This is a genomic window from Streptomyces deserti, from assembly GCF_054782695.1.
This window is the reverse complement of sequence record NZ_BAAGRZ010000004.1, coordinates 348,819-374,255: the sequence shown is the minus strand read 5'-3', so window position 1 is coordinate 374,255 and position 25,437 is coordinate 348,819. Positions and strand designations below refer to the sequence as shown.

The following is a 25,437-nucleotide window of genomic DNA, read 5'->3' as shown; positions in this document are numbered from 1 at the left end:
AGCCGATTCGCGTCGCGTCGAAGGAGACCGATGGTGGGAGCCGTTGAGGGTGTGGGAGTCGTCGTCACCGGGGCGGGCGGCGGCATCGGGGCCGCGCTGGCCCGCCGCTTCGCAGTCGAGGGGGCCCGGGTCGTGGTGAACGACCTGGACGCCGACCGGGCCAAGACCGTCGCCGACCAGATCGGCGGCATCGCGGTGCCGGGCGACGCCTCCGCGATCGTCGCCGCGGCCCGGGACGCGCTGGGCGGCACGATCGACGTGTACTGCGCCAACGCGGGCGTCGCCTTCGAGGGCGGGAACGTGTCCGAGAAAGGTGCCGCGCCGCTGGACGAGAAGGCCTGGTCGACCTCCTGGGACGTCAACGTCATGGCCCACGTCCGTGCCGCCCACGAGCTGCTGCCGGCCTGGCTGGAGCGCGGCAGCGGACGTTTCGTCTCCACCGTCTCCGCCGCCGGGCTGCTCACCATGATCGGCGCCGCGCCCTACGCCGTCACCAAGCACGGCGCGTACGCCTTCGCCGAGTGGTTGTCGCTGACGTACCGCCACCGTGGCCTGAAGGTGCACGCCATCTGCCCGCAGGGCGTGCGCACCGACATGCTGGCCGCGACCGGCAGCGCCGGCGACCTGGTGCTCCAGCCGACCGCGATCGAGCCGGAGGCCGTGGCGGACGCCCTCTTCAAGGGCATCGAGGAGGACCGCTTCCTGATCCTGCCGCACCCCGAGGTCGCCGAGTACTACCAGGTCCGGGCCACCGACCCCGACCGCTGGCTGACCGGCATGAACCGCATCCAGCAGCAGTGGGAGGCGGCGCGGTGACCGAGTCCCGTTACGCGGCCCGGCCCTGGCTGGCCCTGCTGGACGACGCCCAGCAGGCCCCGGTCAGCCCCGCCGGCTCCCTCGTGCACGTCCTGCGCCGGGCCACGGCCGAGGCTCCGGAGCGCACCTTCCTCGCCTACTTCGACGGACGGCTGACCTACCGGGAGGCGGACGAGCTCAGCGACTCCGTCGCCGGGCACCTCGCCGCGCGTGGCCTGGAGCGCGGCGACCGGGTCGCGGTCCTGCTGCAGAACTCCCCGCTGTTCGTGCTCGCCGTGCTCGGCGCCTGGAAGGCGGGCGCGGTCGTCGTGCCCGTCAACCCGATGTACAAGTCGGGCGAGGTGGCCCACGTCCTGCGGGACGGCGAGGTGGCCGGACTGATCTGCTCCGACCGGGCGTGGGAGTCGTACCTGCGCGAGACCGCGGCCAACTCGCCGGTGCGGATCGTGCTGACCGGCTGCGAGCTGGACTTCCAGACGCGTGACGACACGCGTGTGCTGGCCTTCGAGCGGCTGCCGCAGCCCGCCGACGCCGACGACCTCACGACCGTGGCCCGCGCGGGCCACCGGGCACCCGAGGGCCGCGACCCGGCCCCGTCCGACACGGCTCTCATCAGCTACACCTCGGGCACCAGCGGAACCCCCAAGGGCGCCACCAACACGCACGGCAACATCATGTACAACGCCGAGCGGCAGCGGACCGGCCTGGGCCTGCCCGAGGCGCCCGTCTACTTCGCGCTGGCGCCCCTGTTCCACATCACCGGGATGGTCGTCCAGTTCGGCGCCTGCCTGAACAGCGCGGGCACGCTCGTGCTGGCGTACCGCTTCGAGGCGGGCGTGGTGCTCGACGCGTTCGCCGAGCACCGCCCCCACTACACGGTCGGCCCGTCGACCGCCTTCATGGCACTGGCGGCCCACCCGGCCGTCACCCGCGACCACTTCTCCTCCTTCCGGGTGATCTCCTCCGGCGGCGCCCCGCTGCCGCCCGCCCTGGTGGAGAAGTTCCGGGCCGGCTTCGGGCCGTACATCCGCAACGGCTACGGCCTGACCGAGTGCACCGCGCCCTGCGCCTCCGTCCCGCCGCACCTGGAGGCACCCGTGGACCCGGCCTCCGGGACACTGGCCGTCGGCGTGCCCGGCCCGGACACGATCGTCCGGATCGTCGACGACAACGGCGACGAGGTGCCCTTCGGCGAGCAGGGCGAGATCGTCGTACGAGGACCGCAGGTCGTGCCCGGCTACTGGCGGCGCCCCGACGCGACCGCCGAGACCTTCCCGGACGGGGAACTGCGCACGGGCGACATCGGGTTCATGGACGAGCAGGGCTGGCTGTACGTCGTCGACCGCAAGAAGGACATGATCAACGCGTCCGGTTTCAAGGTGTGGCCGCGCGAGGTCGAGGACGTGCTGTACACGCACCCGGCGGTGCGCGAGGCCGCCGTCGTCGGCGTGCCCGACGGGTACCGCGGGGAGACCGTCAAGGCGTACATCAGCCTGCGGCCGGGTGCCGAAACGGACCCCGGTGAACTCGCCGCGTACTGCAAGGAGAGACTGGCCGCCTACAAATACCCGCGCCAGGTCGAGATCCTGCCCGACTTGCCGAAAACGGCCAGTGGGAAGATCCTCCGTCGGGAACTGCGTTCCCAGACGCACGGCAACTAGCAGCAGAACGGAAAGGCAGGTGGCGGCAGTGCCCAGGACCACGGACTCAGACGGCACCCCCGTGCCCCAGCGGCTCCTGGCCGCCGCCACCCGGCTCTTCGCCGAGCAGGGCTACGACCGCACCTCGGTGCAGGAGATCGTCGAGGCGGCCGGCGTCACCAAGGGGGCGCTCTACCACTACTTCGGCTCCAAGGACGACCTCCTGCACGAGGTGTACGCGCGCGTGCTGCGCGTCCAGCAGGAGCGGCTGGACGCCGTCGCCGCGGCCGACGAGCCGGTGGAGAAGCGTCTGCGGGCCGCGGCGGCGGACGTCGTGGTGACGACCATCGAGAACCTCGACGACGCGATGATCTTCTGGCGGTCCATGCACCACCTCAGCCCCGAGAAGAACAAACAGGTGCGCGCCGAGCGCCGGCGCTACCACGAACGCTTCCGTGCGCTGATCGAGGAGGGCCAGGAGGCGGGCGTCTTCTCCACGGCGACCCCGGCCGACCTGGTGGTCGACTACCACTTCGGCTCCGTCCACCACCTGTCGACCTGGTACCGCCCCGACGGCCCGCTCAGCCCCCAGCAGGTCGCCGACCACCTGGCCGACCTGCTGCTACGGGCCCTCAGACCGTGACCGCGGCACGGGGCCCGGGCCCCGTGCCGCGCAGGATCCGCAAGCCCTGGTTCTCGTCGGTGATGCACCGCGCCGTACGGCAGGTGGACGAGGTCCCCGGCCGGGGTCGCCGGGCCCGTAGGCCCGGCGACCCCGGCCGTCACTCGCCGGTCACCACACGGGGGAGCCGGGAGCCCGCCCCGCAGCGCGCTCGGCTCACAGGTACTTCTTCAACTCCCGCCGCGCCAGCGAGCGCTGGTGCACCTCGTCCGGGCCGTCGGCGATCATCAGGGTGCGGGCACCGGCGTACAGCTCGGCCAGCGGGAAGTCCTGGCTCACGCCGCCCGCGCCGTGCAGCTGGATGGCCTTGTCGAGGATGCCGACGACCGTGCGCGGCGTGGCGATCTTGATGGCCTGGATCTCCGTGTGGGCGCCCCTGTTGCCGACGGTGTCCATCATCCAGGCCGTCTTCAGCACCAGCAGCCGCAGCTGCTCGACGGCGACCCGCGCGTCCGCGATCCAGTTGTGGACCACGCCCTGCTGGGCCAGTGCCTTGCCGAAGGCCGTACGGGACACTGCCCGGCGGCACATCAGCTCGATCGCCCGCTCCGCCATGCCGATCAGCCGCATGCAGTGGTGGATGCGGCCGGGGCCGAGCCGGGCCTGGGCGATGGCGAAGCCGCCGCCCTCCTCGCCGATCAGGTTGGCGACCGGCACGCGCGCGTGGTCGAAGATCACCTCGGCGTGCCCGCCGTGGTACTCGTCCTGGTAGCCGAAGACCTGCATGGCGCGCTTGATCATGACACCGGGGGTGTCGCGCGGGACCAGCACCATGGACTGCTGGCGACGGATGTCCGGCCCGTCCGGGTTGGTCTTGCCCATCACGATGAAAATCTTGCAGTCCGGGTGCATCGCCCCGGAGATGTACCACTTGCGGCCGGTGATGACGTACTCGTCGCCGTCCCGCTCGATGTGCGTGGTGATGTTGGTGGCGTCCGAGGAGGCCACCTCCGGCTCGGTCATCGCGAACGCCGAGCGGATCTCACCGGCCAGCAGCGGCTCCAGCCACTGCTTCTTCTGCTGCTCGTCACCGAACTGCGCCAGCACCTCCATGTTGCCGGTGTCCGGCGCCGCGCAGTTGGTCACGGTGGGCGCCAACTGCGGGGATCGGCCCATGATTTCGGCGAGCGGCGCGTACTGGAGGTTGGTGAGCCCGGCGCCGTACTCCGAGTCGGGCAAGAAGAGGTTCCACAGGCCCTGCCTGCGGGCCTCGGCCTTCAGCTCCTCGACGACCGGCACGGTCTCCCACGGCGAGGCCGGCTCCGCGCGCTGCTCGTGGGCGACGGCCTCGGCGGGATAGACGTACTCGTCCATGAAGGCGAGGAGTTTGGTGCGCAGCTCTTCGGTGCGCGCGTCGAACGCGAAGTCCATGACGATCAGTCCTCCTGGAGGCCTTCGTGAAGAGTGGTCAGACCGTGCTCGATGAAGACGGGGACGAGTTCGCCGATGCGGTCGAAGCCCTGCCCCACCGTCTGGCCCAGCGTGTAGCGGTAGTGGATGCCCTCCAGAATCACGGCGAGCTTGAACCACGCGAACGCCGTGTACCAGGAGACCGCGGAGACGTCGCGCCCCGAGCGCGCGGCGTACCGCTCGATGATGTCCGACGGCGCCGGGTGCCCGGGGGCCTCGGCGGTCGTGGAGACGGGGGAGTCGGGCATGCCCAGCGGCATGCTGTACATCACCAGTAGTCCCAGGTCGGTGAGCGGGTCGCCGAGCGTGGACATCTCCCAGTCGAGGATCGCCCTGATCCGGTCGTCGCCGCCGATCAGGACGTTGTCGAGCCGGTAGTCGCCGTGCACCACCGCCGGTGCGGGGGAGCGGGGCAGCTCGCGGCCGAGGGCCGCGTGCAGTTCGTCGACGCCGGGCAGCTCGCGGTTGCGGGAGGCGGCCAACTGCTTGCCCCAGCGGCGCAGTTGCCGGTCCAGGAAGCCCTCGGGCCGGCCGAAGTCGGCAAGACCGACCTCGTCGGGGTCCACCGCGTGCAGCTCCACGAGCGTGTCCACCAGGTTCAGCACCGCGCCCCGGGTGCGCTCCGGGCCGATCGGGGCGAGCTGGTCGGCTGTGCGGTACGGGGTGCCCTCGACGAACTCCATCACGTAGAACGGCGCCCCGAGCACCTCCTCGTCCTCGCACAGCAGCACCGGACGCGGCACCGGCACGGCCGTCGGGTACAGCGCGCTGATCACCCGGTGCTCGCGCTTCATGTCGTGCGCGGTGGCCAGGACGTGCCCGAGCGGCGGCCGTCGGACGACCCACTTCGAGCCGCCGTCGGAGACCGCGTACGTGAGGTTCGACCGTCCGCCTTCGATCAACCGGCCGGACAGCGGGCCGTTCACCAGGCCGGGCCGTTCGCGGTCCAGCAGGCCGCGCAGCCGGTCGAGATCGAGTCCGGGCGGGTGGTCGGGGCTCATGCGTCGCTCCTACGGGCAGTTACGGGCAGGTGGAGACTACCCGAATCATGATGCCGACCGGTCGGTATGTCGTCCAGTGCCGGGACCGAACGTGATCGGAGCCACGATAGGCCGACGGCTCCACGCGTAGGGCGACGGGAAGCCGCCGGGCAGTCCTTTCCGGCCAGGCGAACGGCCCGAATCCGGTCATTCGGCCGCCTAAAGAACAAGGGCCGCCCCGCACGCGGCCATCGCCACCGTGCACAGGACGGCCGCGGCGGCCTCCTGCGAGGCGAGCGCCGCGGGGCTGCTCGTCGTGGCGAGGGTGCGGACCCGGCGGCGAGCGATGCCCAGGAAGCCCAGCCAGAGGACACAGCACAGCGCGGACGCGGCGATCCCGGCCGCCGACGCGCCGCCGTGCAGCGCGGTCTTCACGGCGAGGACGGCACACACGGTGCCCGACAGTGTCGTACGCCGCCACGCGAGCCGGGTCCGCTCGGGCTGCAGCCCGGGGTCCCGGACCTGGGCCACCGGATCGCTCACCCCTCCCACCCGACCAGCACGACGACGACCATCGCGACGGCGACGACCGCGACGACGAGGCTCAGCAGTGCCGGGAACCGGGACACCGGCAGGTCCTCGCCCCGGCGCATGGCCCGCTCGCAGCGCACCCAGTGGTTGACCGCCCGCAGCGAGCACAGCACGCCCGCGGCGAGCAGCGCGAGCGCGAGACCGACCCGCCAGCCCCAGCGCAGGTCCGGCAGGAACTGGTCCACGGCGAATCCGCCGCCGATCAGCGCGAGCGCGGTGCGCAGCCAGGCCAGAAAGGTGCGTTCGTTCGCCAGCGAGAACCGGTAGTCGGGCGTCTCCCCCTCCCGCCGGACCTCGTCGGGCGCGAACCACAACCGGACGTTCCGTACGAACTCGCTCACGCGCAGGACCCTACCCGGGCGCATCCAGCCGGCCGGTGCCGGTGCCGGTCCCAGGGGGCCTCAGCTCATCGACCGATACGCCTTGAGCCGCTCGTACGCCGCCAGACCGTCCGGCACCCACTCCCAGTCCCGCAGGCGCAGCTCCACCTCGTCCTCCGGCAGGAACTCGTACCAGTCCACCTCCTCGGCCTGCGGCCGGACGGGCAGGTCGCAGCGGACCTCGTACACCGCCGACCACCAGGTCCGGCCGGCGCCGTCGTCGTACAGGAACTTGAAGAGGTACTCGGGGCGTGGCAGACCGGTCACGCCCAGCTCCTCCTCGGCCTCGCGCAGGGCCGCGTCGTCGTAGGCCTCGCCCGCGCCGACCACTCCGCCGACGAACATGTCGTACAGGGAGGGGAAGACCAGCTTGGTGGGCGTACGGCGGTGCACGAAGATCCGCCCCTGGGCGTCCCGGGCCTGGATGAACACGCAGCGGTGCCGGAGGCCGCTCGCGTAGGCCTCGCCGCGCGGGGACCGCCCGACGACCCGGTCGTGCTCGTCGACGATGTCGAGGATCTCGTCAGCAGCGCTCATGCGCCCATCCAAGCAGGGCGCACGCTCCGGCCGGCAGGGCCGTCGCTCACTGCGGCTGGAGAGCCAGCACCCGCTCCCGCCGCACCGCTCCCTGCGGCATCGCCGGATGCATCCCCAGCAGCACGATCCCCGTGATCACGGCCACGAGCCCGCACACCTGCCACGTCAGCGCCCCCGCGTCCATGCGCAACCGGTCGCCCAGGAAGCCGATGCCGCAGATGATCCCGGCGATCGGCTGGGCCGCGGTCAGCGCGGGCAGGGACTTGCGCAGGGACGCCGTCTCGAAGGCGCTCTGGACCAGCACCAGCCCGGTCACGCCGAGCGCCAGCACCGCGTACGGCTGCCAGCCGGTCAGCAGCTCCGCGAAACCGCCCTCGGCGAACCGCTGCCCGCTCACCCGGGTCAGCGCGTCCTGCACGCCGTAGAGCAGTCCGGCGGCCAGGGCCAGCAGGACCGGGCCGGAGGTGAGGCGGGAGCGCCGTGCGTACAGCGTGAGAACCAGGGCGAGCCCCAGCATGGCGCCGATGATCAGCCAGTGGCGCAGCGGATCGGCGAGCGCGCTGCCGCCGCGCGGCTCGGCCGCCACGATGAACGCGGTCACCCCGCCCGCCAGCAGCCCGAGCCCCGCCCAGCCCTGGCGGCCCAGCGGCTGCCGGGTCTGCCGGCGGGACAGCGCGAGCGCGAACAGCAGGTTCGTCGCCAGCAGCGGCTCCACCAGGGACAGCTCGCCCTGGCCGAGCGCCATCGCGCCGAGCGCCATGCCGACCACCATCAGCCCGATCCCGCCGAGCCAGCGCGGCACCCTCATCAGGTCCAGGAGCAGCCGGGGGGAGAGGAAGTCGTTCAGCGGGGCCCGCTGGGCGGCCTGCTGCTGCAGTACGAACCCGAAGCCCAGGCAGCACGCCGCGCTCACGGCGAGGACCAGAACCAGAACCGACACGCGGTGTACCTCGATGATCGGGTCGGGTCGCGGAAAGCTCGGGAGCCGCGACCGCACGTCCTGCCATCGTCCGGGCCCGGCGGGAGCCGCGCTATGACGTACGCCACAAAGCGGCAAAAAGAATAAATCGGGCAGAGGTGGTGCACGGTTCGGATGGTGTCGACTCCCTCCCCATCGGTCACATGGACCGCAAGTCGCGCTGCCGGCACGTAGCTTGACGCGTGTAACGCGCCGACCGCCCTTGACGCGAACCGTTGGCTGGGGGTTTGCTGTCCGTGATCAGTTCATGGCACCCAGCACACGCATGCCCTCCGACCGCCGCCGTGAACCGAACCACAAATGAACGCGTGAGGAAGTTCCGCGGTGTCCCCACCCCCGCCTCCCCTCGGCCGCGGCCGCAGACGTGTGGCCCAGGCCTTCGACGAGGCCCTCGACGACGCCGCACTCGTCGACGCCCGCGCCGCGCTGGCGCAGGGTCGGTGGCAGAACGTCCGCTCGCTGCTGGTGCACACCGGAGACGACTGGGACCGCCGAGGGCACCGCATCACGGTCCTCGCCCGGGAGCCCTACTGCGCCGCCTGGGCGAAGGAGTGGCTGCTCGCCGAGCCCGAGTCTGCCGACGCCGCCGTCCTGCTCGCCCTGGCCCAGGTCCGCCGTGCCCTGCGCGGCAAGGAGAAACCGCCCCGCGCCCGCGAGGCCTGCCACCGCGCGGCCGAGCTCGCCCCCGCCGACCCCACCCCCTGGTTCGGGCTGCTCCTGCTGGAGCGCACCCTGGGCGCCGACGAGGACGTCGTCCGGCTCTTCGAGCAGGTCCGCGCCCGGTACGCCGACCACCACCACGCCCACCACCTGATGGTGGCCCGGCTCGCCGAGCGGCGCATCGACACCGGCCCGGACCCGCTGCACGAGGTCTACGACTTCGCCAACTGGGCCGCCGAAGAGGCCCCCGCGGACTCCCCGCTCGCGATCCTGCCGGTCGTCGCGCACGCCGAGCGCTACCGCGCGCTGGCCGCCGCCGGGCACGAGCCCGCCGACCCGGTCGCCTCCGGGCACTGGACCGGCCGTCGGGCCCGGCAGGTGATGAAGGCCGCGTTCGACTGGTGGCTGGAGTGGGAGCACGAGGGCCACCCGCGCCGCCTGATCGACCTCAACTTCCTCGCCCACGCCAAGGTCTGCGAGGGCCGCGGCGCCGAGGCCGCCGCCCTGTTCCACCGCATCGGCGACCACGCCACCCCGGCGCCCTGGTCGTACCCGGACCGCGACCCGCACACCGCCTTCCGTGCCGCCCGCGCCGGCGCGCTCGGCACGGTGTGACGCCCCTCCCCGGGACGCCCCTGCCTCCGAAGTCCCCCGAATCCCACCGAATCCCCCCGAAAGGACAACGACGAGATGACGACGGGCAGCTCGAGCACGAGCAGAGCCACCACCGGAAGCGACGGGATCAGTACCTTCAAGGGCCAGGACCGCGCCCTGCGCGCCGACCGGCTGGGCACGGTCGGCCTGCTGCTGTCCGTGCTCGCCGCGACAGCACCGCTGATGGTGGTCGCAGGTGTCATGCCCACCACATTCGGGGTGATGGGGATCGTCGGGCAGCCGCTGCTGTTCGTGATCCTCGCCGCCGTCCTCGCCCTCTTCAGCGTCGGGTACGCCGAGATGAGCCGGCACGTCCACAACGCCGGCGCCTTCTACGCGTACATCTCGCGGGGCCTGGGCGGCACCGCCGGCGCCGGCGCCGCCCTGGTCGCGCTTGTCGCCTACAACGCGCTCCAGGTCGGCATCTACGGCATCTTCGGTTTCGAGGTGTCCGGGCTGTTCGCCACCTACCTGGAGATCGAACTCGCCTGGTGGATACCGGCGCTGCTGGCCGTGCTCGCCGTCGGCGCGCTCGGCTGGCTGAAGATCGACCTCAACGCGCGCGTGCTCGGTGTCCTGCTCCTCATCGAGGTCGCGCTCGTCGTCATCTTCGACATCGCCGCCCTCGCCGATCCCGGCCCGCAGGGCCTGTCGCTGCACGCGTTCGACCCGGACACGCTCACCGGCGCCGGCGTCGGCACCGCCCTGTGCTTCTGCGTCGCGGCCTTCCTCGGCTTCGAGCAGGCCCCCGTCTACGCCGAGGAGACCAGCCGCCCGCACGTCCTGGTGCCCCGCGTGATGTTCCTGGCCATCGGCGGGATCGCGGTCTTCTACACGATCAGCTGCTGGGCGATCACCGTCGCCACCGGCCCGTCGGCCGTCGTCGGCACCGCGCAGAAGCAGAGCGCGGGGATGCTGTTCTTCCTCACCGGGGACCTGCTCGGCGACACGTTCACGGACGTGCTGCACGTGCTGTTCGTGACCGGCATGTTCGCGGCGATGCTCAGCTTCCACAACGTCGTCGCCCGGTACGCCTTCGCCATGGGCCGCGAGGGCCTGCTGCCCGCCGCCTTCGGCCGCACCAGCAGCACCAGCGGCGCCCCCGGCACCGGCTCCCTGCTGCAGACGGCCGTCGCCCTGCTGGTCGTGGCCGCCTTCGCCGTCACCGACGACAAGCCGGTCGGCGACCCGACCGCGCCGGTGCTGCACCTGTTCACCTGGATGGGCAGCCTGGGCGCGCTCGGCGTCGCCGTGCTGATGGCCGCGGCCTCCGTCTCGGTCGTCGTCTTCTTCGTCCGCCGCGGGGCCGTCGCCACCCAGTTCTGGCGGCTGGCCGCCTCCGGGCTCGCCGTCGTCGGGCTGCTCTTCATCGTCGTCTACACGGTCAAGGACTTCGACATCCTGATCGGGGCGGGCCCGGACTCGTCCCTGAGCTGGATGCTGCCCGGCGTCATCGCCCTCGCCCTGGCCGCCGGCCTGCTCCAAGGCGCGGTCATGCGCTCCCGCAGGCCGGAGACACACGCCCGCATCGGCCTCGGCAACGAGGCGTTCCAGCTGGAGAAGGCGGCGCGCGAGGTCTCCTGAGCCCACCGCGGGGGCCTGCTGAGACCACCGCAGCGGCCTGCCGAGACCCCCGTAAGAAGTGGTTACGGAACTCGGACGACCACCCGCGAGCCCTGGCCCGGCCGGGGCCGCGGGTGCTCGAATGAGGCCGTGAACCCCGAACGATCCAAGGAGCACTCCGGACCCACCGAGGAGCACTCCCCGGCCGAGGAGCGCTCCCCTGCCGAGGAGCGCTCCGCACAGCCGCAGGCGCGCGGCGCGCCCGTCGGCCGCCGCGTCCTGCTCGGCACCCTCGGCCTGGGCGCCCTGGGTGTGGTCGCCGCGCCCACCCTGCAACGCGGCCTGGAGTCCCTCCTCGCCGGAGCCGCCGACCAGGACCCCACCGGCCTGACGGGCCTGCTCCCGAACGGCGGCGGCTTCCGCTACTACTCGGTCGCCTCCTCCGTCCCGCACAAGAACGCCCGGACCTACCGCCTGACGGTGGACGGCCTGGTCGACCGCCCCACGACCTACACACTGGCCGACCTCAAGGCCCTGCCGCAGACCCGCCTGGTCCGCGACGTCCAGTGCGTCACCGGCTGGCGGGTCCCCGACACCCCCTTCGAGGGCGTACGCCTGTCCCGGCTGCTGGACGCGGCCGGGGTGCGCCCCACGGCGAAGGCGGTCCGCTTCACCTGCTTCGACGGCACGTACTCGGAGAGCCTCACCCTCGACCAGGCCCGCCGCGCCGACGTCCTGGTCGCCCTGCGCATGAAGGACAAGGACCTCGGCCACGCCCACGGCGGCCCGGTCCGCCTCTACGTGGCGCCCATGTACTTCTACAAGTCCGCCAAGTGGCTCTCCGGCATCACCGTCACCGAGGACGTCCGGCCCGGCTACTGGGAGAAGCGGGGCTACGACGTCGACGCCTGGGTGGGCCGCTCGAACGGCCGCGACGACGAGCCCACGAGTTGACGATGACCCTACGCGTCGACACCCCGTCACCGTCCGTCCGCGTACGGCGCTTCAGCAGGGCCGAGCGGTGGGTCCACCGCACGACGGCCGCGCTGATGGGCGTGTGCGTGCTGACAGCGGCCTGCCTGTACGTCCCCCAGCTCGCCCAACTCGTCGGCCGCCGCGCCCTGGTCGTCACCCTGCACCAGTGGGCGGGCCTCGCCCTGCCCGTCCCCGTCCTCGCCGGCCTCGCCTCCCGCGTCTTCCGCGCCGACCTCGGTCACCTCAACCGCTTCGGCCCGCACGACCGCGTCTGGCTGCGCGCCGCCCTGCGCCGCGACAAGCGGCACGCGTCGCGCCCGGCGGGCAAGTTCAACGCCGGCCAGAAGATCTACGCGGCCTGGATCGCAGGCGCCACGCTGGTGATGCTCGGCACGGGCCTGATGATGTGGTTCACCCACCTCACCCCGCTCGTGTGGCGCACCAGCGCGACCTTCGTCCACGACTGGCTGGCCCTCACCCTCGGCATCGTCCTCGCCGGCCACATCGGCATGGCCCTCGCCGACCCGGAGGCCCGCCGGGGCATGCGCACGGGATCGGTGAGCCGGGAATGGGCCGACCGCGAGCACTCGTTGTGGCGGCCCTGAGCCACCGGCATGGGACGTCCCCCTCTGCCAGGGCCTTCGTCCCAGTCGCGGTCCAGGGCGCCGGTGGGCGGATCCGATCGGTTCCGGTGGCCGTGGTCAGCCGCCGAGCGGGAACCCCGTGGCGAGTGCGGTGGTCACGGGGTGAGTCGGTGAAGTGAACAGCCGTGCGGTGGGTCCCGACTCGACCGCATGTCCCTCGGACATGACGACCAGGGTGTCCGTGCGGTCGGCGACGAGGCGCAGGTCGTGGCTGACCAGGACCAGGGACAGGCCGCGACGGGCGCGGAGCCCGGTCAGCAGGTCCATCACGACGACGGCGGTGTCCGCGTCGAGGGCCGAGGTGACCTCGTCGCAGATCAGCACGTCGGGGTCGGCTGCCAGAGCGCGGGCTATGGCGACGCGTTGGCGCTGGCCGCCGGACAGTTCGTGGGGGTAGCGGTCGGCGAAGGCGGCCGGCAGGCCCACTTGGTCCAGGAGTTCCAGGACGCGGTCGGGGATCTCGGCCCGGCCGGCCCGGCGGTGCAGGAGGAGCGGGCGGCGCAAAGTGGCCCCGACGGTGCGGCTGGGGTTGAGGGTGCCCAGGGGGTCCTGCGGCACGAGTTGGAGGCGGCGGCGCTGGTCGCGGGAGCGGCCGTGTGCGGTGGGGGCGAGGCGGGTGCCGTCCAGGCTGACGGTGCCGGCGGTGGGGCGGTGCAGGCCGACGAGGGTACGCAGCAGGGTCGTCTTGCCCGAGCCGGAGGCGCCGACGACGCCGAGACAGCTTCCGGCGGCGAGGGTGAGGTCGACGCCATGCAGCACGGGGACGCGGCGGCCGCGGTGGAGATGGGCGGCGTGCAGGCCGGACACGGTGAGGGTGGAAGGGCCGTGGCGCGGTGTGGGCGCGGGATCGTCCGGGAGGGGTGCGGTGCGCGAGGCCGCCCGGAGACGTGGGCCGGCCAGGTCTACGACGTCGTCGGCGAGCCGGGTGACCAGGTCGGGATCGTGGCAGGACAGGCCGATCGCTATGCGGTGGCTCTCGGCGAGGTGGCGCAGGAGGTCGGCGATCTCGTCGCGCAGCGCCGGGTCGAGTCCGGCCGTGGGCTCGTCGAGGAGGAGGACCGCGGGGCGGCGGGCCAGGGCGCGGGCGAGCGCCACCCGCCGCTGCTGGCCGCCCGACAGGCCGCCGATGCGGCGGTGGGGCAGGCCGTCGTCGGTGGGCAGCCGTACCTCAGCGAGCTGTGCTCGCACCGCTTCCGGGCTTTTGTCCACGGCGACTTCGGCGAGCAGGCGGCGTACCTTCATGCGCGGGTTGAGGGCGGAGCCCGGATCCTGGCCGACGTACGCGAGGCGGTGCCGGCGCAGGGTGCGCAGGGCGGGGGCGGGAAGGGCCAGGGGGTCCTGACCGAGCACGGTGACGCTGCCGGCGGTGCGCTCGGCTCCCGGGGGCAGGGTGCCGGTCACGGCCCGCAGCAACGTCGTCTTGCCGCAGCCGGAGGGGCCGACGACGGCGGTGACGCGGCCGGGCGCCAGCTTCAGGTCGACGCCGTCCAGCAGGAGGCGGCCGTTCGCGGCGGCGACGGTCAGGTCCGAGACCCGCACCGCACACTCCCCGTCCGCCGCTCGGCTGTCGGAGTACCAGTCGGGCATGTGGTTCACAGTGCGGGCACCGCCTTCCGGCCGGTTGCGGGGACGAGGGCGGCGGCTGCCAGATTGACGCTCATGGCGAGCAGGCCGATGGCGATGCTGGGGGCGAGGACGGCCCACGGATTGAGGAGGATGCCGCCGGAGTTCTCGCGGATCATCAACGCCCAGTCGGCGGCGGGTGGTTGAGGGCCGACCTGGAGGAAGCCGGCGGTGGCGACCAGGTAGACGGCGGCGACGAAGCGCAGGCCGAACAGGGCGAGCAGCGTGGCCCGCAGATTGGGCAGCACCTCCCGTAGCACCAGGTACCACAGGCGTTCCCCGCCGACGGCCGCCGCTTCCACATACCCGGAGGCCGCCACGGGCGCGGCCGCGCCGGCGACCAGGCGCACCGCGTAAGGGACGCCCAGGACGACGGACGCGGTGACGACGGCGAGCCGTCCGCCGTCCGGCCAGGACAGGGTGACCAGGAGAATGCCGAGCACGGCGGGCAGCAGCATCAGCACGTCGGCGGTGCGTTCGACGATGCGTCCGACGGCCGGACGCAGGGCGCTGACCGCGCCGAGCACGGCGGCCAGCGCCGTGACGAGGACGGCGACGAGCAGCGACGTGACGACGAGTTCGCGCCCTCCGGCGAGCACGCGGCTGAGTACATCCCGGCCCAGTTGATCGCCGCCCAGCGGCGCCTCGCCGCCGGGTTCCGCGTACGGCGCGGTGACCGGGGCGTCGATGGCGTGCGGGGCGAGCCACGGACCGGCCAGGGCGAGCGCGGTGAGCAGCAGGGCGGGCAGCACGCGCAGGGCGACGCGGCGGCGGGCGTGGCGCACGACGGGATCCCGTTCTACGACGGTCGTGGTCATGTCCGGCCTCCCGAGGCCCAGGCGCGTACGAGGTCGGCGAACAGCAGGACGGCGGTGATGACGGCGCCGGTGACGGCGACGACCCCGGCGATGAGGGGGCCGTCCCGGTCGGCGACCGCGCCGGCGAGGACGGAGCCGATGCCGGGGTAGTTGAAGATGGTCTCCACCACGACGGCGCCGCCCAGCAGCATGCCGGTGGAGGTGGCGATGCCGACCGCGATGGTGGGCAGGGCGCCGGGCAGCAGGTGGTGGGTGAGGATCCGGTGCCGGGGCAGTCCGTCGAGCACGGCGGTCTCGATGTGCGGGGCCTTGGCCTCGTCGGCGAGGGCGGCCCGCACGATGCGGGTGTTCCAGCCGATCTGCGGGATGGCCAGGGCGAGGACGGGCAGGACGAGCATCCGCCAGGAGGCGGGGGAGCCGTCGGCGTCGGTGAGCGTGACGGCCGGCAGCCAGTCCGTCCACAGCGCGAAGACCAGCACCAGCGCCACCGCCACGACGAACTCGGGCAGCGCGAGGATGCCGGTGGCGCTCGCCGAGACGCCGCGGTCCACGGCTCCGCCGGACTTGGCGGCGGCCCAGCAGCCGAGCGCGACGGACGCCACCAGGGTGACCAGCAGGGCGAGTCCGCCGAGCAGCAGGGTGTTGGGGAAGGGACGGGAGAGCAGGTCGGCGACGGACTCGCCGCGTGCGGAGGTGCCGAGATCGCCGGTCGGCACGCCGGTCATCCACGCCCAGAAGCGTTCCGGGACGGGCCGGTCGAGGCCGAGCAGGCGACGGCGCTCGGCCACGTCGGCCGCGCTCTCCCCGCGTTCGGAGGTGGCGGTGGCCGCGTCGCCGGGAAGCAGTTCGACGGCGGTGAAAACGACGGCGAGCAGCACGGCCAGCAGCAGGACCCGGCGCGCGAGCACGCCGGCCACCTGCCCGGCCGCACGCACGACGGCCGGAACCGGCCGGGGTCCGATGCCCCCGGCCGGTCCGCCCGGCTTCCGCGCTGCGGGTATCAGCGAGCCAGCCATGCAGCCTCGAGCTGGACGCGCCCGTAACCGGGCAGGGTCGGCAGGTTGCGCACGGCCGCACCCGCCAGGTCGATCCCGTCGGCCATGCCCCACAGCAGGTAACCGGACTCGTCGTACTCGATCTGCTGGAGCTCGTGCAGCACCTTCGCACGCGCCGCCGCGTCCTTGGTCCCCATCGCCTCCTTGTACGCGGCGTCGAACTCGGCGTTCTTCCAACCCGCCTCGTTCTGCCCGGAGTCGGAAACCATCGTCTTGCTGGCGAAGAACACCACGGAGTCGTTGGTGCCCCAGTAGGTGGTGTACAGGTCGCCCTTCAACCAGGTCTTCTCCCAGAAGGTGGCCGACTCCTGCTTGACCACCTCGACCTTGACGCCGGCCTCGCGGACCTGGGAGGCGAACAGCGTCGCCGACTCGGCGAGACCCGCGATGTCCTCGGTGGTCAGCAGCTTGTACGTCTTCGACAGGTCGAAACCCGCCTCCTTCAGCAGCGACTTGGCCTTGGCCAGATCGCGCTTCCGCTGCGGGATGTCCTTGGCATAGGCGGGATCGCCGGTGCCGAGGATGTCGTTGGCGACCGTGCCGTAACCGGACAGCACCTGCTTGACCATGGCCTCGCGGTCGACGGCCAGCCGCAGCGCCTCGCGTACCTTCGCGTCCGCGAACGGTCCGTCGGCGGTGCGCATGACGATCGGCATCGCCATGTCGTTGGGGCGGCGCACAACCTGGATGTCCTCGCGCTTCTCGGCCGTACGGGCCGCCACCGCGCCGACGTTGGAGGCGACGTCGATCTGGCCGGCCAGCAGGGCGTTGGCCATCGCCTGCGGGCTTTCGAAGATCTTCACCTCGATGGCGTCGAGGTGCACGTCACCGCCGTACCAGTCCTCGTTGCGGACCAGGCGGGCGTTGCCGGAGCGGAACCAGTCCAGCTTGAACGGGCCCGTGCCGGGCGCCTTGCCGAGGTCCTCGTCCGCTGTGTCCTTCTTCAGGACGAACGTCGTCAGGCGCGTCAGCAGCGGCAGTTCGGCGTTGGGGTAGTCGGACACCAGGACCACGGTGCCGTCGCCCTCGGCCTTGATGTTCTCCGGCTTGATGCCCGGCAGACGGGACGCGCCGGAAGGGGTGTCGCGCAGCCGCTTCAGCGACCACACGACGTCCTCGGCGGTGACCGGCGTGCCGTCGTGGAACTTCGCCCCCTTCGCGAGGGCGAAGCGCCAGGTCTTCAGGTCGTCCGACGCCAGCCAACTCGCTGCGAGACGGGGAACGGTGTTCGGCTTGGTGCCGGGGACGGTGAGAGTGTCGTAGACCAGCGAAATGATCAGGTAGTCGCTCTCGTTGGCCTGGGTGCCGTGCGGGTCACGGGTGATGGCCGAGGCCCTGCCCAGCGCACCGACCCGGAGGGTGCCGCCGCGACGGGGCTTCTCACCCGCCTTCGCCGGTGACTTGGCCGAGGTCTCGTCACCGCCGCCGCAGGCGGCGAGCAGCACGGCCGCGCCCATTCCGCCGCCGGCCCACAGCAGCTGACGTCTGTTCACGTTCACGCACGACCTCGTTCCAGTCACGTGGGAAGATTGCTTAGGTGTGCCTACCCTAAGCAACACCTGTGCGCAAGACATGCATAGGCCCCTTCCCTGGATCTGACGAGGCGTCAATCGGCGCACTGGTGCGCACGTTGGCGCACAGAGGCAGGCGGTCCGCACTAGAAGCACAGCACCCTAGTAAGGGTTGCCTAACCTAACTGTGGTTGATACGTTTCCGCGGCGATCGCCCAACCGGCCCACAGGAAACTCATAGGTCGTTCCGAGCTCCACCCGCACCGGACCCGCACCCGAAAGGGATGTCTGCGCCATGCCCACGGGAGCCGCACCCGTACGGCAGCTCGATCCGCACGCCATCGACGAGCTGACCGATATCGCCCGCAAGATCCTCGCCGAGTTCGGCAGTTCGGCCGCGCGGCCTGAGCTGCTCCGCAGAGTGGCGACCGCCGCCACCCGTTTGGATGAAACGATTCTCCAAACCTGTCGCCCGGTCGACACGGACGACGGCCTCTACGTCCTGCGCGGCCTGCCCGTCGACGACGACGGAATCGGCCCCACGCCCAGCAGTTGGGCCACGGCCGCAGACCGCGCCGCCGCGTGGGACGTGATGCTGCTGCTGCTCGCCGCGGCCATGGGCCACCCGATCGCCTGGGAGGGGCAGCAGGAAGGCCGGTTCGTGCACAACATCGTGCCCTCGCCCGGCCACGAGGCCGAGCAGACCGGCGCGAGCAGCACCGTGCTGCTCAGCCCGCACACCGAGGACGCCTTCCACCCCGGCCGCGCCCACCTGCTGCTGCTCGCCTGCATGCGCAACCACGACGCCGTCGCCACCACCGCCGCCAGCATCCGCAAGGTCCGCCTCAGCGCGGACGACGTCGCGCTGCTGTCCCGCCCGGTGCTGCCGATCCTCCCCGACGACGCCTACGCCGCGGCACAGTCCTTCACGGCCCAGGAGCCGCCGAAGGTCCCCGCCCTGTGGCAGACCGAGAACGGCCCGACCCTGCGCTACGACCCCGCCTACACCCCGCTCGACGAGGCCCCCGCCGACTACCGCGCCGCCTACGACCGGCTGACCGCGGAACTGGAACGCGTATCGGTCGCCGTCTCCCTGGAGCCCGGCGACGTCCTGGTCGTCGACAACGACGTGGTCGTGCACGGCCGGGTGCCGTTCAAGGCCCGCTACGACGGAACCGACCGCTGGCTCAAGCGCGCCTCGGTGCGCGTCCCCGGCCGCCGCAGCCGCCCCCTGGCCGAAGCGGACGAACACGGCTACGGGCAGGCCGCGCTCGTGGCCCTCGTCTGATCCCCCGTCAGCATCCCCTCCATCCGAAGGGAAAAGCCGTGACCGGCACCTCCGCACGCCCGGACCACGCCCCGGCCGACATATCCGCAGACGACAAGACCCTGCGCATCCTCAGCACCAGCGACATCGACGGCATCGAGATATCCCTGAAAGACGTCGTCGACGTCGTCGAGCAGGCGTACCGCACCCTGGCCGACGGCAAGTCGGCCAACCCGCGCAAGCTCACCGTCAAGCCCGAGGACGGCCACTCCGTCTCCTACGCCATGCTCGGCCGCGACGGGGTCCGCGAGGTCGTCGCGATCAAGACGTCGTACAAGCACGGCCTGGACCGCTCGCGCGACGAGCAGCACTACTACACGACCCTCACCCTCTACGACGACACCACCGGCCTGCCGGTCGCGATGATGGACTGCGGCCGCATCGGCTCGCTGCGCACCCCGGCCGTGTCGGCGCTGCTGGCCCGCGAATGCGCGGCGCCCGGCAGCCGCAGCGCCCTCGTCATCGGCACGGGGACCCAGGGTCGGCTGGCTCTGCCGTTCCTGCTCACCACGCTGCCGGACCTGGACCGCCTCATGGTCTACGGCACCCATCCCGACGGCCTGACCGCGGTCCGCGAACGGCTCCACCACTACTTCCCCGAAAGGGAGCTGGAGGTCGTGGACGACGTACGGGCCGCCGCGACCGACGCCGACGTGGTGGTCGCCACCGCCGGACAGCACACGCCCGCCGCCGTCGAGGCCGCAGACCTCAAGCCGGGCGCGCTGTCGATCCTGGTCGGCCACGGCATCGCCCCCTCCACCCTGCACCGGGCGGACCGGGTGATCGCCACCAGCGAGGCGCAGATGAAGGTCACCGGCACCGACATGGCCGACGCCGACGGCGACTTCCCGCCGGTGGACGCGGAGTTCCCCGAGGTCGTGGCGGGCCGGGCCGAGGGCCGGCGCTCGGCCGACGAGCGGATCTTCGCGTACAACAGCGGGCTCGTCGTCACCGACATCGCGCTCGGCCACCGTTTCGCGCAGCTCGCCCTCGAGCAAGGGCTGGGAACGCGGGTGCCGCTGTGGCAGTGACCGACACGACCGCGGCTCCGCCGCTGCCGGCCCACCCCGACACACAGCTCGACGCGGTCCTGGCCGGCTCGCTTCCGCACGAGCTGTCGTACGCGCTCGGCGGCCCCTTCCATCTGCTGCTGCCCGACCGCTTCGATGTCAACGCCGCCGCCTTCACGGCGGTCCTCGACGAGTTCGGCGTCGAGGGACGCGTGTACTACGCGAAGAAGGCCAACAAGGCCGCCGCATGGATCGAGCGGTGCGCCCTGTCCGGGACGGGCGTCGACGTGGCCGGCGCCGGGGAGCTCCAGGACGCGCTCGGCCACGGCGTACGGGGCGAGCACATCGTGGTCACCGGGCCCGCCAAGGCGGACGCCCTGCTGCGTGTCGCCATCCTGCAGGGCTGCCTGATCGCCGTGGACGCCCTCGACGAACTGGACCGGGTCGGCGCGGTGGCACGATCTGTCGGCCACCCGGCTCGCGTGCTGCTGCGGCGGCTTCCGCCTGCCCAGCCGCACAGCCGGTTCGGGCTCGACGACGGGGAGTTGGAGACGGCTCTCGCACGGTGCCGGGAAGCCGGGCTCGTGATGGAGGGCTTCTCCTTCCACCTCTCCGGCTACGACCCGCTGATGCGCGCCGAACTCGCCGCCGAACTGGTCGACCTGTGCCTCAAGGCGCGGACGCTGGGCCTGCGTGCCGACCGGATCAGCATCGGCGGCGGGTTCGCCGTCGACTACACGGACGCCGAGCACTGGGAACGCTTCCTGCGCGACCAGCGGCCCGAGCACTATCACGCGGGCAAGTCCTTCGAGCCGGCCGACTTCTACCCGTACCACTCGCCGCTGGCCGGCCCCGACGCCCTGCGCGCGGTCCTCGCCACCGACGGGCTCGCGGGGCGACTGCGCGAGGCGGGCGTGATGCTGCTCCTCGAACCCGGCCGGGCGCTGCTGGACCGGGCCGGCTGCACGGTCTTCCGCGTGCAGGGCGTCAAGGACCGCTCCGGCTACGGCATCGTCACCGTGGACGGCAGCAGTCTCAGCCTGTCCGAGCAGTGGTTCAACAGCGAGTACCTGCCCGATCCGGTGCTGCTGCCCGCCCCCGGCGCCTCCCCGGGTGGACCGTACGCCGCCTGCGTCGGCGGTGCCACCTGTCTGGAGTCCGACATGCTCACCTGGCGCAAGGTGCGGCTCCCCACCCGACCGGCGCCCGGTGACCTGCTGGTCTACCCCAACACCGCCGGCTACCAGATGGACTCCAACGAGTCCCCCTTCCACGAACTCCCGCTCCCCCCGAAGGTCGTCCTCGACACCGCCGGCGGCACGACCCGCTGGCGGCTCGACCGCCATCCACTCGCCTGACTCTCTCCCCTCCGACACAGGAGCCATCCGATGGACAAGGCGCTCTCGCGTCCCGCCGTGGTCAGCCGTGTCTCCGAACTCATCGGCCACACTCCGCTCCTCGAACTGTGCCGCACCGACACCGGCAGCCGCCTGCTGCTCAAACTCGAGCAGTTCAACCCGACCGGCACCGCGAAGATCCGCATGGCCCGGCAGATGGTCCTCGACGCCGAGGAACGCGGCCTGCTGCGCCCCGGCGGCCGGATCGTCGAGTCCACCTCCGGCAACACCGGCCTCGGCCTGGCCGTCATAGCGGCCGAGCGCGGCTACACCTTCACCGCGGTCGTCGACCATCACGCCGCCGCCGACAAGCTGCGCGGCATGAAGGCGCTCGGCGCCGAACTCATCTACATCGCCGAGGAGGGGGACGAGGAACTGGCCACGGCCGCCCGCGAGGAGTTCGCCGAGAAGCTGGCCGCCGAGAGCGACAACGCCTACTTCACCGAGCAGCACAACAACCCGGCCAACGGCGACGGTTACCGGCCGGTGGCGCATGAACTCGACACCGCCCTGGACGGCCGCATCGACCTCCTGATAGGCGCCGTCGGGACCGGCGGCGGGCTCTTCGGGACCGGCGGGGAGCTGCGCAAGACCGTGCCCGGGGTGCGGATCGTCGGGGTCGAGCCGAAGGGGTCGATCGCCTTCGGGCCGCCCGCCCACGACTACTACCAGTCCGGCACGGGCACCCCCGAGGGCGCGACCATCGGCGCGATGGTGGACTACGACCTGCTGGACGAGGGCGTCAAGGTCGGCGACGTCGAGGCGTTCGCCACCGCGCGGGTGCTGGCTCGTCGTATCGGCCTGCTCATCGGCGGCTCCGCGGGCGGGGTGGTGTACGAGGCCCTGACCCGGATGACCTCGCTCGCGCCCGGCACGACTATGGTCGCGCTGGTCAACGACGGAGGCGAGAAGTACATGGACACCGTCTTCAACGACGACTGGATGAACGCCCGAAACCTCATCGATCCCGACACCGAACGCGAGGTCGATGAGCTGCTGACCAAACTCCGCGAGAACTGACACCGATGCCGACACCGCTCACCACACTGCTCCGGGACAGCCGCGCCCTGGCGACGCTGGCCGTGCCGCTCGCCCTGACCCAGCTCGCCCAGGTCGCGCTCACCACCACCGACACGGTGATGATGGGCCTGATGGGCGCCGAGGCCCTGGCCGGCGGCGGCCTGGCCATGGTCATCTTCAACCAGCTGCGCACCATGGGCGTCGGTCTTGTCACCGCCGTCGGCAACCAGGTGTCCGCCGCCTCCGCCCGCGCCGACGAGGACGAAGAGCTCACCGGGGAAGCGCGGGAGGAGGTCCGGGACGTGGTCCGTGCCGCACTGGCGCTGGCCACCCTCGCCGGTGTCGTCGGCGCCCTCGTCATCCTGCTGATCGGCCGGGTCGTCGCCTACCTGGGCCAGGACCCCGAGGTCGTCGACACCGCCTGGCCGGTGCTGCTCGCCCTCGCGCCCGGCCTGATCCCCTGCCTGTGGTTCCAGGCGATACGGCAGTTCACGGTGGGCATGCGCCGACCGCAGGCCCTGCTCCAGATCACCATCGCCTCGGTGGCCGTCAACGCGGCCCTCAACTGGGGCCTGATCCACGGCACCTGGTTCCTGCCGGAGCTGGGCTTGCCGGGCATCGGCCTCGCGACGACGCTGGTGTACGCCCTGACCTGCCTCGCCCTGTACGCCTCGGCCCGCCGCGACCCCCGGCTCGCACCGCTCCTCGACATCCGCGTCTGGAAGGCCCGCCCGGCCATCCTGCGCCGGCTGACCGGCCTGGGCGTGCCGATCGCCGCCACCTACGGCTCGGAGGCCGGCTTCTTCTCCGTCGTCGCCCTGCTGATCGGCACCTTCGGCAGCGCCGCGCTCGCCGCGCACACCGCCGTCAACCAGCTGATCTACATCGTCTTCCAGATCGCGGTCGGCCTGTCCCACGCCGCGTCCCTCAACGTCAGCCGCGAACTCGCCCTGGACCGGATCGACGTGGCCCGACGCATCAAGAACACGGCTCTGGCGTGCGCGGCGGCCGTGATGGCCGTGGTCGGCGCCGTCTACCTCACCGTCCCCGGCCTGGTGCTACGCCCGTTCCTCGACCCGTCGGCCGCCGACGGGCACAGCGCGACCGATATCGCCACCAACCTGTTGCTGGTCGCGGCCGTCCTGCAGTTCTTCGACTGCACCCAGAACATCGGCGTCGGCCTGCTGCGCGGGCTCGACGACACCAAGAGCGGCTTCCGTATCACCCTGGTCGGCTACTGGCTGATCGGCCTGCCCGCCGCCTGGCTGTTCGGGCACCTCGCCGGCCTGGAAACGGTCGGCGTCTGGCTCGGCCTGCTCACCGGCCTCGCCGCCACCGCTCTGCTCCTGCTGCGCCGCTACGGCCGGGCCCTGTCCCGGCGGGCGGCCGCGCAACCGGCCGTCGCCTGACAGCTCGCCGCTTACTGACCCTGCGGGCGGCCCGCCGACGGCCCGACGCATGCCCTGGACCGCGCGGTGCTCGCCGGGAGCGCGCCCGAGTCGGCCGACGGACGAAGACCCGCCACCAAGCACGCGAGCGACGGGCCGGGCGGCAGCCAGGCGGGGCGACGAGCCGCCGGGTCGGGGAACCGCCGTCCGAGGGGGCGGCCGGGGTCGGGCTGCCGTCGCCTCCCGCAGCACTGGGCCCGGGAGAGCCCTCGGCGCCGTCCGAGCCGTCCGGGCTCACGGATCCGCCCGAGCCGACGGTCCAACGGCCCGGCGGCCCCCGTCCGGCGCCTGACGCCCCGGCGCGGCCGGGCCGGGCCCCACAGCCCGGCTCTACTCGTCGCCGTCCGGCCCGCCCCCGTCCGGCCAGCCACCGTCAGGCCGCCCCCGGTCGTCCCGCCCGTGATACCCGGCGCCCCCACGGCCCCCGGGGTGAGCCGCCGCCGTCGTCCATCCAGGCGGTGGTTGCCACGCCAGCGAACCGGCGAGGAGCAGCCCCGATATCCGCACCCCGAGCGAAGCCCTCATGACGTCCCCGAGGGTCGTCCCCGTGGACGAGCCGTCCCCGGCCCCGGGTCGCAGTCGGCCCTCAAGGCCTCCCATCACCCGGTCACCCGCCCCGTCCGGGAACCCGCAGCGCCGCCCAGGCCGCGAGGGCCGCGGCCGACCGCTGTCCGCGAAAGCCAGGACGCGGTGAAGTCGAGCAGCACCTTGCAGGACCGACTCCGGTCGGCGGCCAGCGCGAAGGCCGACTCCGCCTCCCGGACGGGCACGACCGCGCTGACCAGCCCGTCGAACGTCGGCTCGGACGCCAGCAGCGCGAGCGCCTCGTCGAACTCGCCGTCGAACCGGAACGCCCCGCGCAGCTCGATCTCCCGGCTCACCACGAGGTTCCCCGCGAACGGGCTCTGCCCCCGCGGCAGCATGCCGAGCTGCACGACGACCCCGCCGCGCCGCACGCGCCGCAGACCGGCGTCGAGACCCGCGGCCACCCCGGACGCCTCGAACACCACGTCCACCTCGGCCGGCCACCCGGCGTCGTCCGGGTCATCGGCCCGTACGACCGTGTCGGCACCGGAGATCCGCGCGTACCGCAGTGCCTCGGGCAGCGGGTCCGTCACGGTCACCCGCGCCGCCCCGGCCGCCTTCGCCGCCGCGACCACCAGGCAGCCGATGGGCCCGGCACCGGTGACCAGCACGTGCCGCCCGGCCACCGCCCCGGCCCGCCGCACCGCGTGCAGGGCGACGGACAGCGGTTCGGCGAGCGCGGCCCGGCGCAGTGCGAGCCCGGGCGGAAGCGGCCTCAACTGCCCGGCGGGAACGGCGATGTGCGCCGCGAAGCCGCCCTGGACGTGCGGGAACCGCGCCGCACTGCCCAGGTAGCGCGTGTCCCGGCACACGTTCCGCCGCCCCTCCGCGCACTCCGGGCACACCCCGCAGGGCGTGGCCGGGTGTACGGCAACCGCAGTACCGACGTCCGGCCCTGACGCTCCGGCACCGTACGACACGACCGTCCCGGCCACCTCGTGCCCGAGCACCATCGGCTCCTTCAGCCGGAAGTCGCCGACCCCGCCGTGCCGCCAGTAGTGCAGGTCGGACCCGCACACGCCCCCGTACCGGACGGCGACCAGCGCCTGACCGGCGCCGGGGACCGGGACCGGCAGCTCGTCGACCCGCAGGTCACCCTGGCCGTGGAGCACACAACCCAGCATCCCCGCCG

Annotated in this window: 23 protein-coding genes; 12 read left to right on the top strand and 11 right to left on the bottom strand. The window is 72.6% G+C overall.

Annotated features, from left to right (window positions below; genetic code table 11):
* Positions 1-30: 30 nt before the first annotated feature.
* From ACYVMZ_RS11920 to ACYVMZ_RS11910, 3 genes are read left to right on the top strand one after another with little or no spacing between them, the layout of a single operon-like run.
* On the top strand, positions 31-816 hold the full coding sequence (locus ACYVMZ_RS11920; protein WP_461078467.1) for an SDR family oxidoreductase: 786 nt from the start codon (positions 31-33) through the stop codon (positions 814-816).
* Entirely contained in the window at positions 813-2,477 is a 1,665-nt protein-coding gene (locus ACYVMZ_RS11915) for a class I adenylate-forming enzyme family protein (protein WP_461078465.1), read from the top strand. The genes ACYVMZ_RS11920 and ACYVMZ_RS11915 overlap by 4 nt, the downstream gene beginning before the upstream one ends.
* 28 nt (positions 2,478-2,505) lie before the next feature.
* Positions 2,506-3,099: a TetR/AcrR family transcriptional regulator gene (locus ACYVMZ_RS11910; protein ID WP_461078463.1), complete on the top strand. Its 594-nt coding sequence runs from the start codon at positions 2,506-2,508 to the stop codon at positions 3,097-3,099.
* 195 nt (positions 3,100-3,294) lie between these two features.
* Here the strand turns inward: ACYVMZ_RS11910 and ACYVMZ_RS11905 are convergent, their stop codons facing one another.
* From ACYVMZ_RS11905 to ACYVMZ_RS11880, 6 genes are all read right to left on the bottom strand, one after another.
* Complete coding sequence (locus ACYVMZ_RS11905; protein ID WP_461078461.1) at positions 3,295-4,509, bottom strand: acyl-CoA dehydrogenase family protein; 1,215 nt, start codon at positions 4,507-4,509, stop codon at positions 3,295-3,297.
* A gap of 5 nt (positions 4,510-4,514) precedes the next feature.
* A complete protein-coding gene (locus ACYVMZ_RS11900) occupies positions 4,515-5,549 on the bottom strand; it encodes a phosphotransferase family protein (protein WP_461078459.1) in 1,035 nt (344 codons plus the stop codon).
* 198 nt (positions 5,550-5,747) lie between these two features.
* Entirely contained in the window at positions 5,748-6,071 is a 324-nt protein-coding gene (locus ACYVMZ_RS11895) for a DUF202 domain-containing protein (RefSeq protein WP_461078457.1), read from the bottom strand.
* Complete coding sequence (locus tag ACYVMZ_RS11890) at positions 6,068-6,460, bottom strand: YidH family protein (protein ID WP_461078455.1); 393 nt, start codon at positions 6,458-6,460, stop codon at positions 6,068-6,070. The genes ACYVMZ_RS11895 and ACYVMZ_RS11890 overlap by 4 nt, the downstream gene beginning before the upstream one ends.
* 60 nt (positions 6,461-6,520) lie before the next feature.
* Positions 6,521-7,036, bottom strand: a complete 516-nt coding sequence (locus ACYVMZ_RS11885; RefSeq protein WP_461078453.1) for an NUDIX hydrolase — start codon at positions 7,034-7,036, stop codon at positions 6,521-6,523.
* A gap of 46 nt (positions 7,037-7,082) precedes the next feature.
* Complete coding sequence (locus ACYVMZ_RS11880; RefSeq protein ID WP_461078451.1) at positions 7,083-7,976, bottom strand: DMT family transporter; 894 nt, start codon at positions 7,974-7,976, stop codon at positions 7,083-7,085.
* A 363-nt stretch (positions 7,977-8,339) separates the two neighbouring features.
* On the opposite strand from ACYVMZ_RS11880, the gene ACYVMZ_RS11875 reads away from it, so the two are divergent.
* From ACYVMZ_RS11875 to ACYVMZ_RS11860, 4 genes are all read left to right on the top strand, one after another.
* On the top strand, positions 8,340-9,290 hold the full coding sequence (locus tag ACYVMZ_RS11875; RefSeq protein ID WP_461078449.1) for a hypothetical protein: 951 nt from the start codon (positions 8,340-8,342) through the stop codon (positions 9,288-9,290).
* 75 nt (positions 9,291-9,365) lie between these two features.
* On the top strand, positions 9,366-10,913 hold the full coding sequence (locus tag ACYVMZ_RS11870; RefSeq protein WP_461078447.1) for an APC family permease: 1,548 nt from the start codon (positions 9,366-9,368) through the stop codon (positions 10,911-10,913).
* Positions 10,914-11,042: 129 nt separating this feature from the next.
* Entirely contained in the window at positions 11,043-11,846 is an 804-nt protein-coding gene (locus tag ACYVMZ_RS11865) for a molybdopterin-dependent oxidoreductase (RefSeq protein WP_461078445.1), read from the top strand.
* A 2-nt stretch (positions 11,847-11,848) separates the two neighbouring features.
* Entirely contained in the window at positions 11,849-12,472 is a 624-nt protein-coding gene (locus ACYVMZ_RS11860; protein ID WP_461078443.1) for a cytochrome b/b6 domain-containing protein, read from the top strand.
* A 96-nt stretch (positions 12,473-12,568) separates the two neighbouring features.
* Here ACYVMZ_RS11860 and ACYVMZ_RS11855 read toward each other — a convergent pair whose 3' ends face one another.
* The 4 genes from ACYVMZ_RS11855 to ACYVMZ_RS11840 form a co-directional block, all read right to left on the bottom strand.
* Positions 12,569-14,107: an ABC transporter ATP-binding protein gene (locus ACYVMZ_RS11855; protein WP_461078441.1), complete on the bottom strand. Its 1,539-nt coding sequence runs from the start codon at positions 14,105-14,107 to the stop codon at positions 12,569-12,571.
* Positions 14,104-14,952, bottom strand: coding sequence for an ABC transporter permease (locus ACYVMZ_RS11850; RefSeq protein ID WP_461078439.1), 849 nt, complete (start codon positions 14,950-14,952; stop codon positions 14,104-14,106). The genes ACYVMZ_RS11855 and ACYVMZ_RS11850 overlap by 4 nt, the downstream gene beginning before the upstream one ends.
* Positions 14,949-15,860: an ABC transporter permease gene (locus ACYVMZ_RS11845; protein WP_461078437.1), complete on the bottom strand. Its 912-nt coding sequence runs from the start codon at positions 15,858-15,860 to the stop codon at positions 14,949-14,951. The genes ACYVMZ_RS11850 and ACYVMZ_RS11845 overlap by 4 nt, the downstream gene beginning before the upstream one ends.
* 92 nt (positions 15,861-15,952) lie before the next feature.
* Complete coding sequence (locus ACYVMZ_RS11840) at positions 15,953-17,506, bottom strand: ABC transporter substrate-binding protein (protein ID WP_461078435.1); 1,554 nt, start codon at positions 17,504-17,506, stop codon at positions 15,953-15,955.
* Positions 17,507-17,813: 307 nt separating this feature from the next.
* Between ACYVMZ_RS11840 and ACYVMZ_RS11835 the strand changes: the two genes are divergently transcribed.
* The 5 genes from ACYVMZ_RS11835 to ACYVMZ_RS11815 are packed head-to-tail and all read left to right on the top strand — an operon-like array spanning position 17,814 to position 23,681.
* Positions 17,814-18,806 carry a TauD/TfdA family dioxygenase gene (locus ACYVMZ_RS11835; protein WP_461078433.1) on the top strand — a complete coding sequence of 331 codons (993 nt, stop codon included), beginning with the start codon at positions 17,814-17,816 and terminating at the stop codon, positions 18,804-18,806.
* 38 nt (positions 18,807-18,844) lie between these two features.
* The gene (locus ACYVMZ_RS11830; RefSeq protein ID WP_461078431.1) at positions 18,845-19,876 is read left to right on the top strand and encodes an ornithine cyclodeaminase family protein; all 1,032 of its coding nucleotides are present in this window, start codon (positions 18,845-18,847) and stop codon (positions 19,874-19,876) included.
* The gene (locus ACYVMZ_RS11825) at positions 19,867-21,213 is read left to right on the top strand and encodes a type III PLP-dependent enzyme domain-containing protein (RefSeq protein ID WP_461078429.1); all 1,347 of its coding nucleotides are present in this window, start codon (positions 19,867-19,869) and stop codon (positions 21,211-21,213) included. The genes ACYVMZ_RS11830 and ACYVMZ_RS11825 overlap by 10 nt, the downstream gene beginning before the upstream one ends.
* A gap of 30 nt (positions 21,214-21,243) precedes the next feature.
* Entirely contained in the window at positions 21,244-22,272 is a 1,029-nt protein-coding gene (locus ACYVMZ_RS11820; protein ID WP_461078427.1) for a cysteine synthase family protein, read from the top strand.
* A 5-nt stretch (positions 22,273-22,277) separates the two neighbouring features.
* Positions 22,278-23,681 (top strand): MATE family efflux transporter, encoded by a 1,404-nt coding sequence (locus tag ACYVMZ_RS11815; protein WP_461078425.1) that lies wholly within the window; start codon positions 22,278-22,280, stop codon positions 23,679-23,681.
* 638 nt (positions 23,682-24,319) lie between these two features.
* Here the strand turns inward: ACYVMZ_RS11815 and ACYVMZ_RS11810 are convergent.
* Positions 24,320-25,429 carry an L-idonate 5-dehydrogenase gene (locus ACYVMZ_RS11810; protein WP_461078423.1) on the bottom strand — a complete coding sequence of 370 codons (1,110 nt, stop codon included), beginning with the start codon at positions 25,427-25,429 and terminating at the stop codon, positions 24,320-24,322.
* Positions 25,430-25,437: the final 8 nt, after the last annotated feature.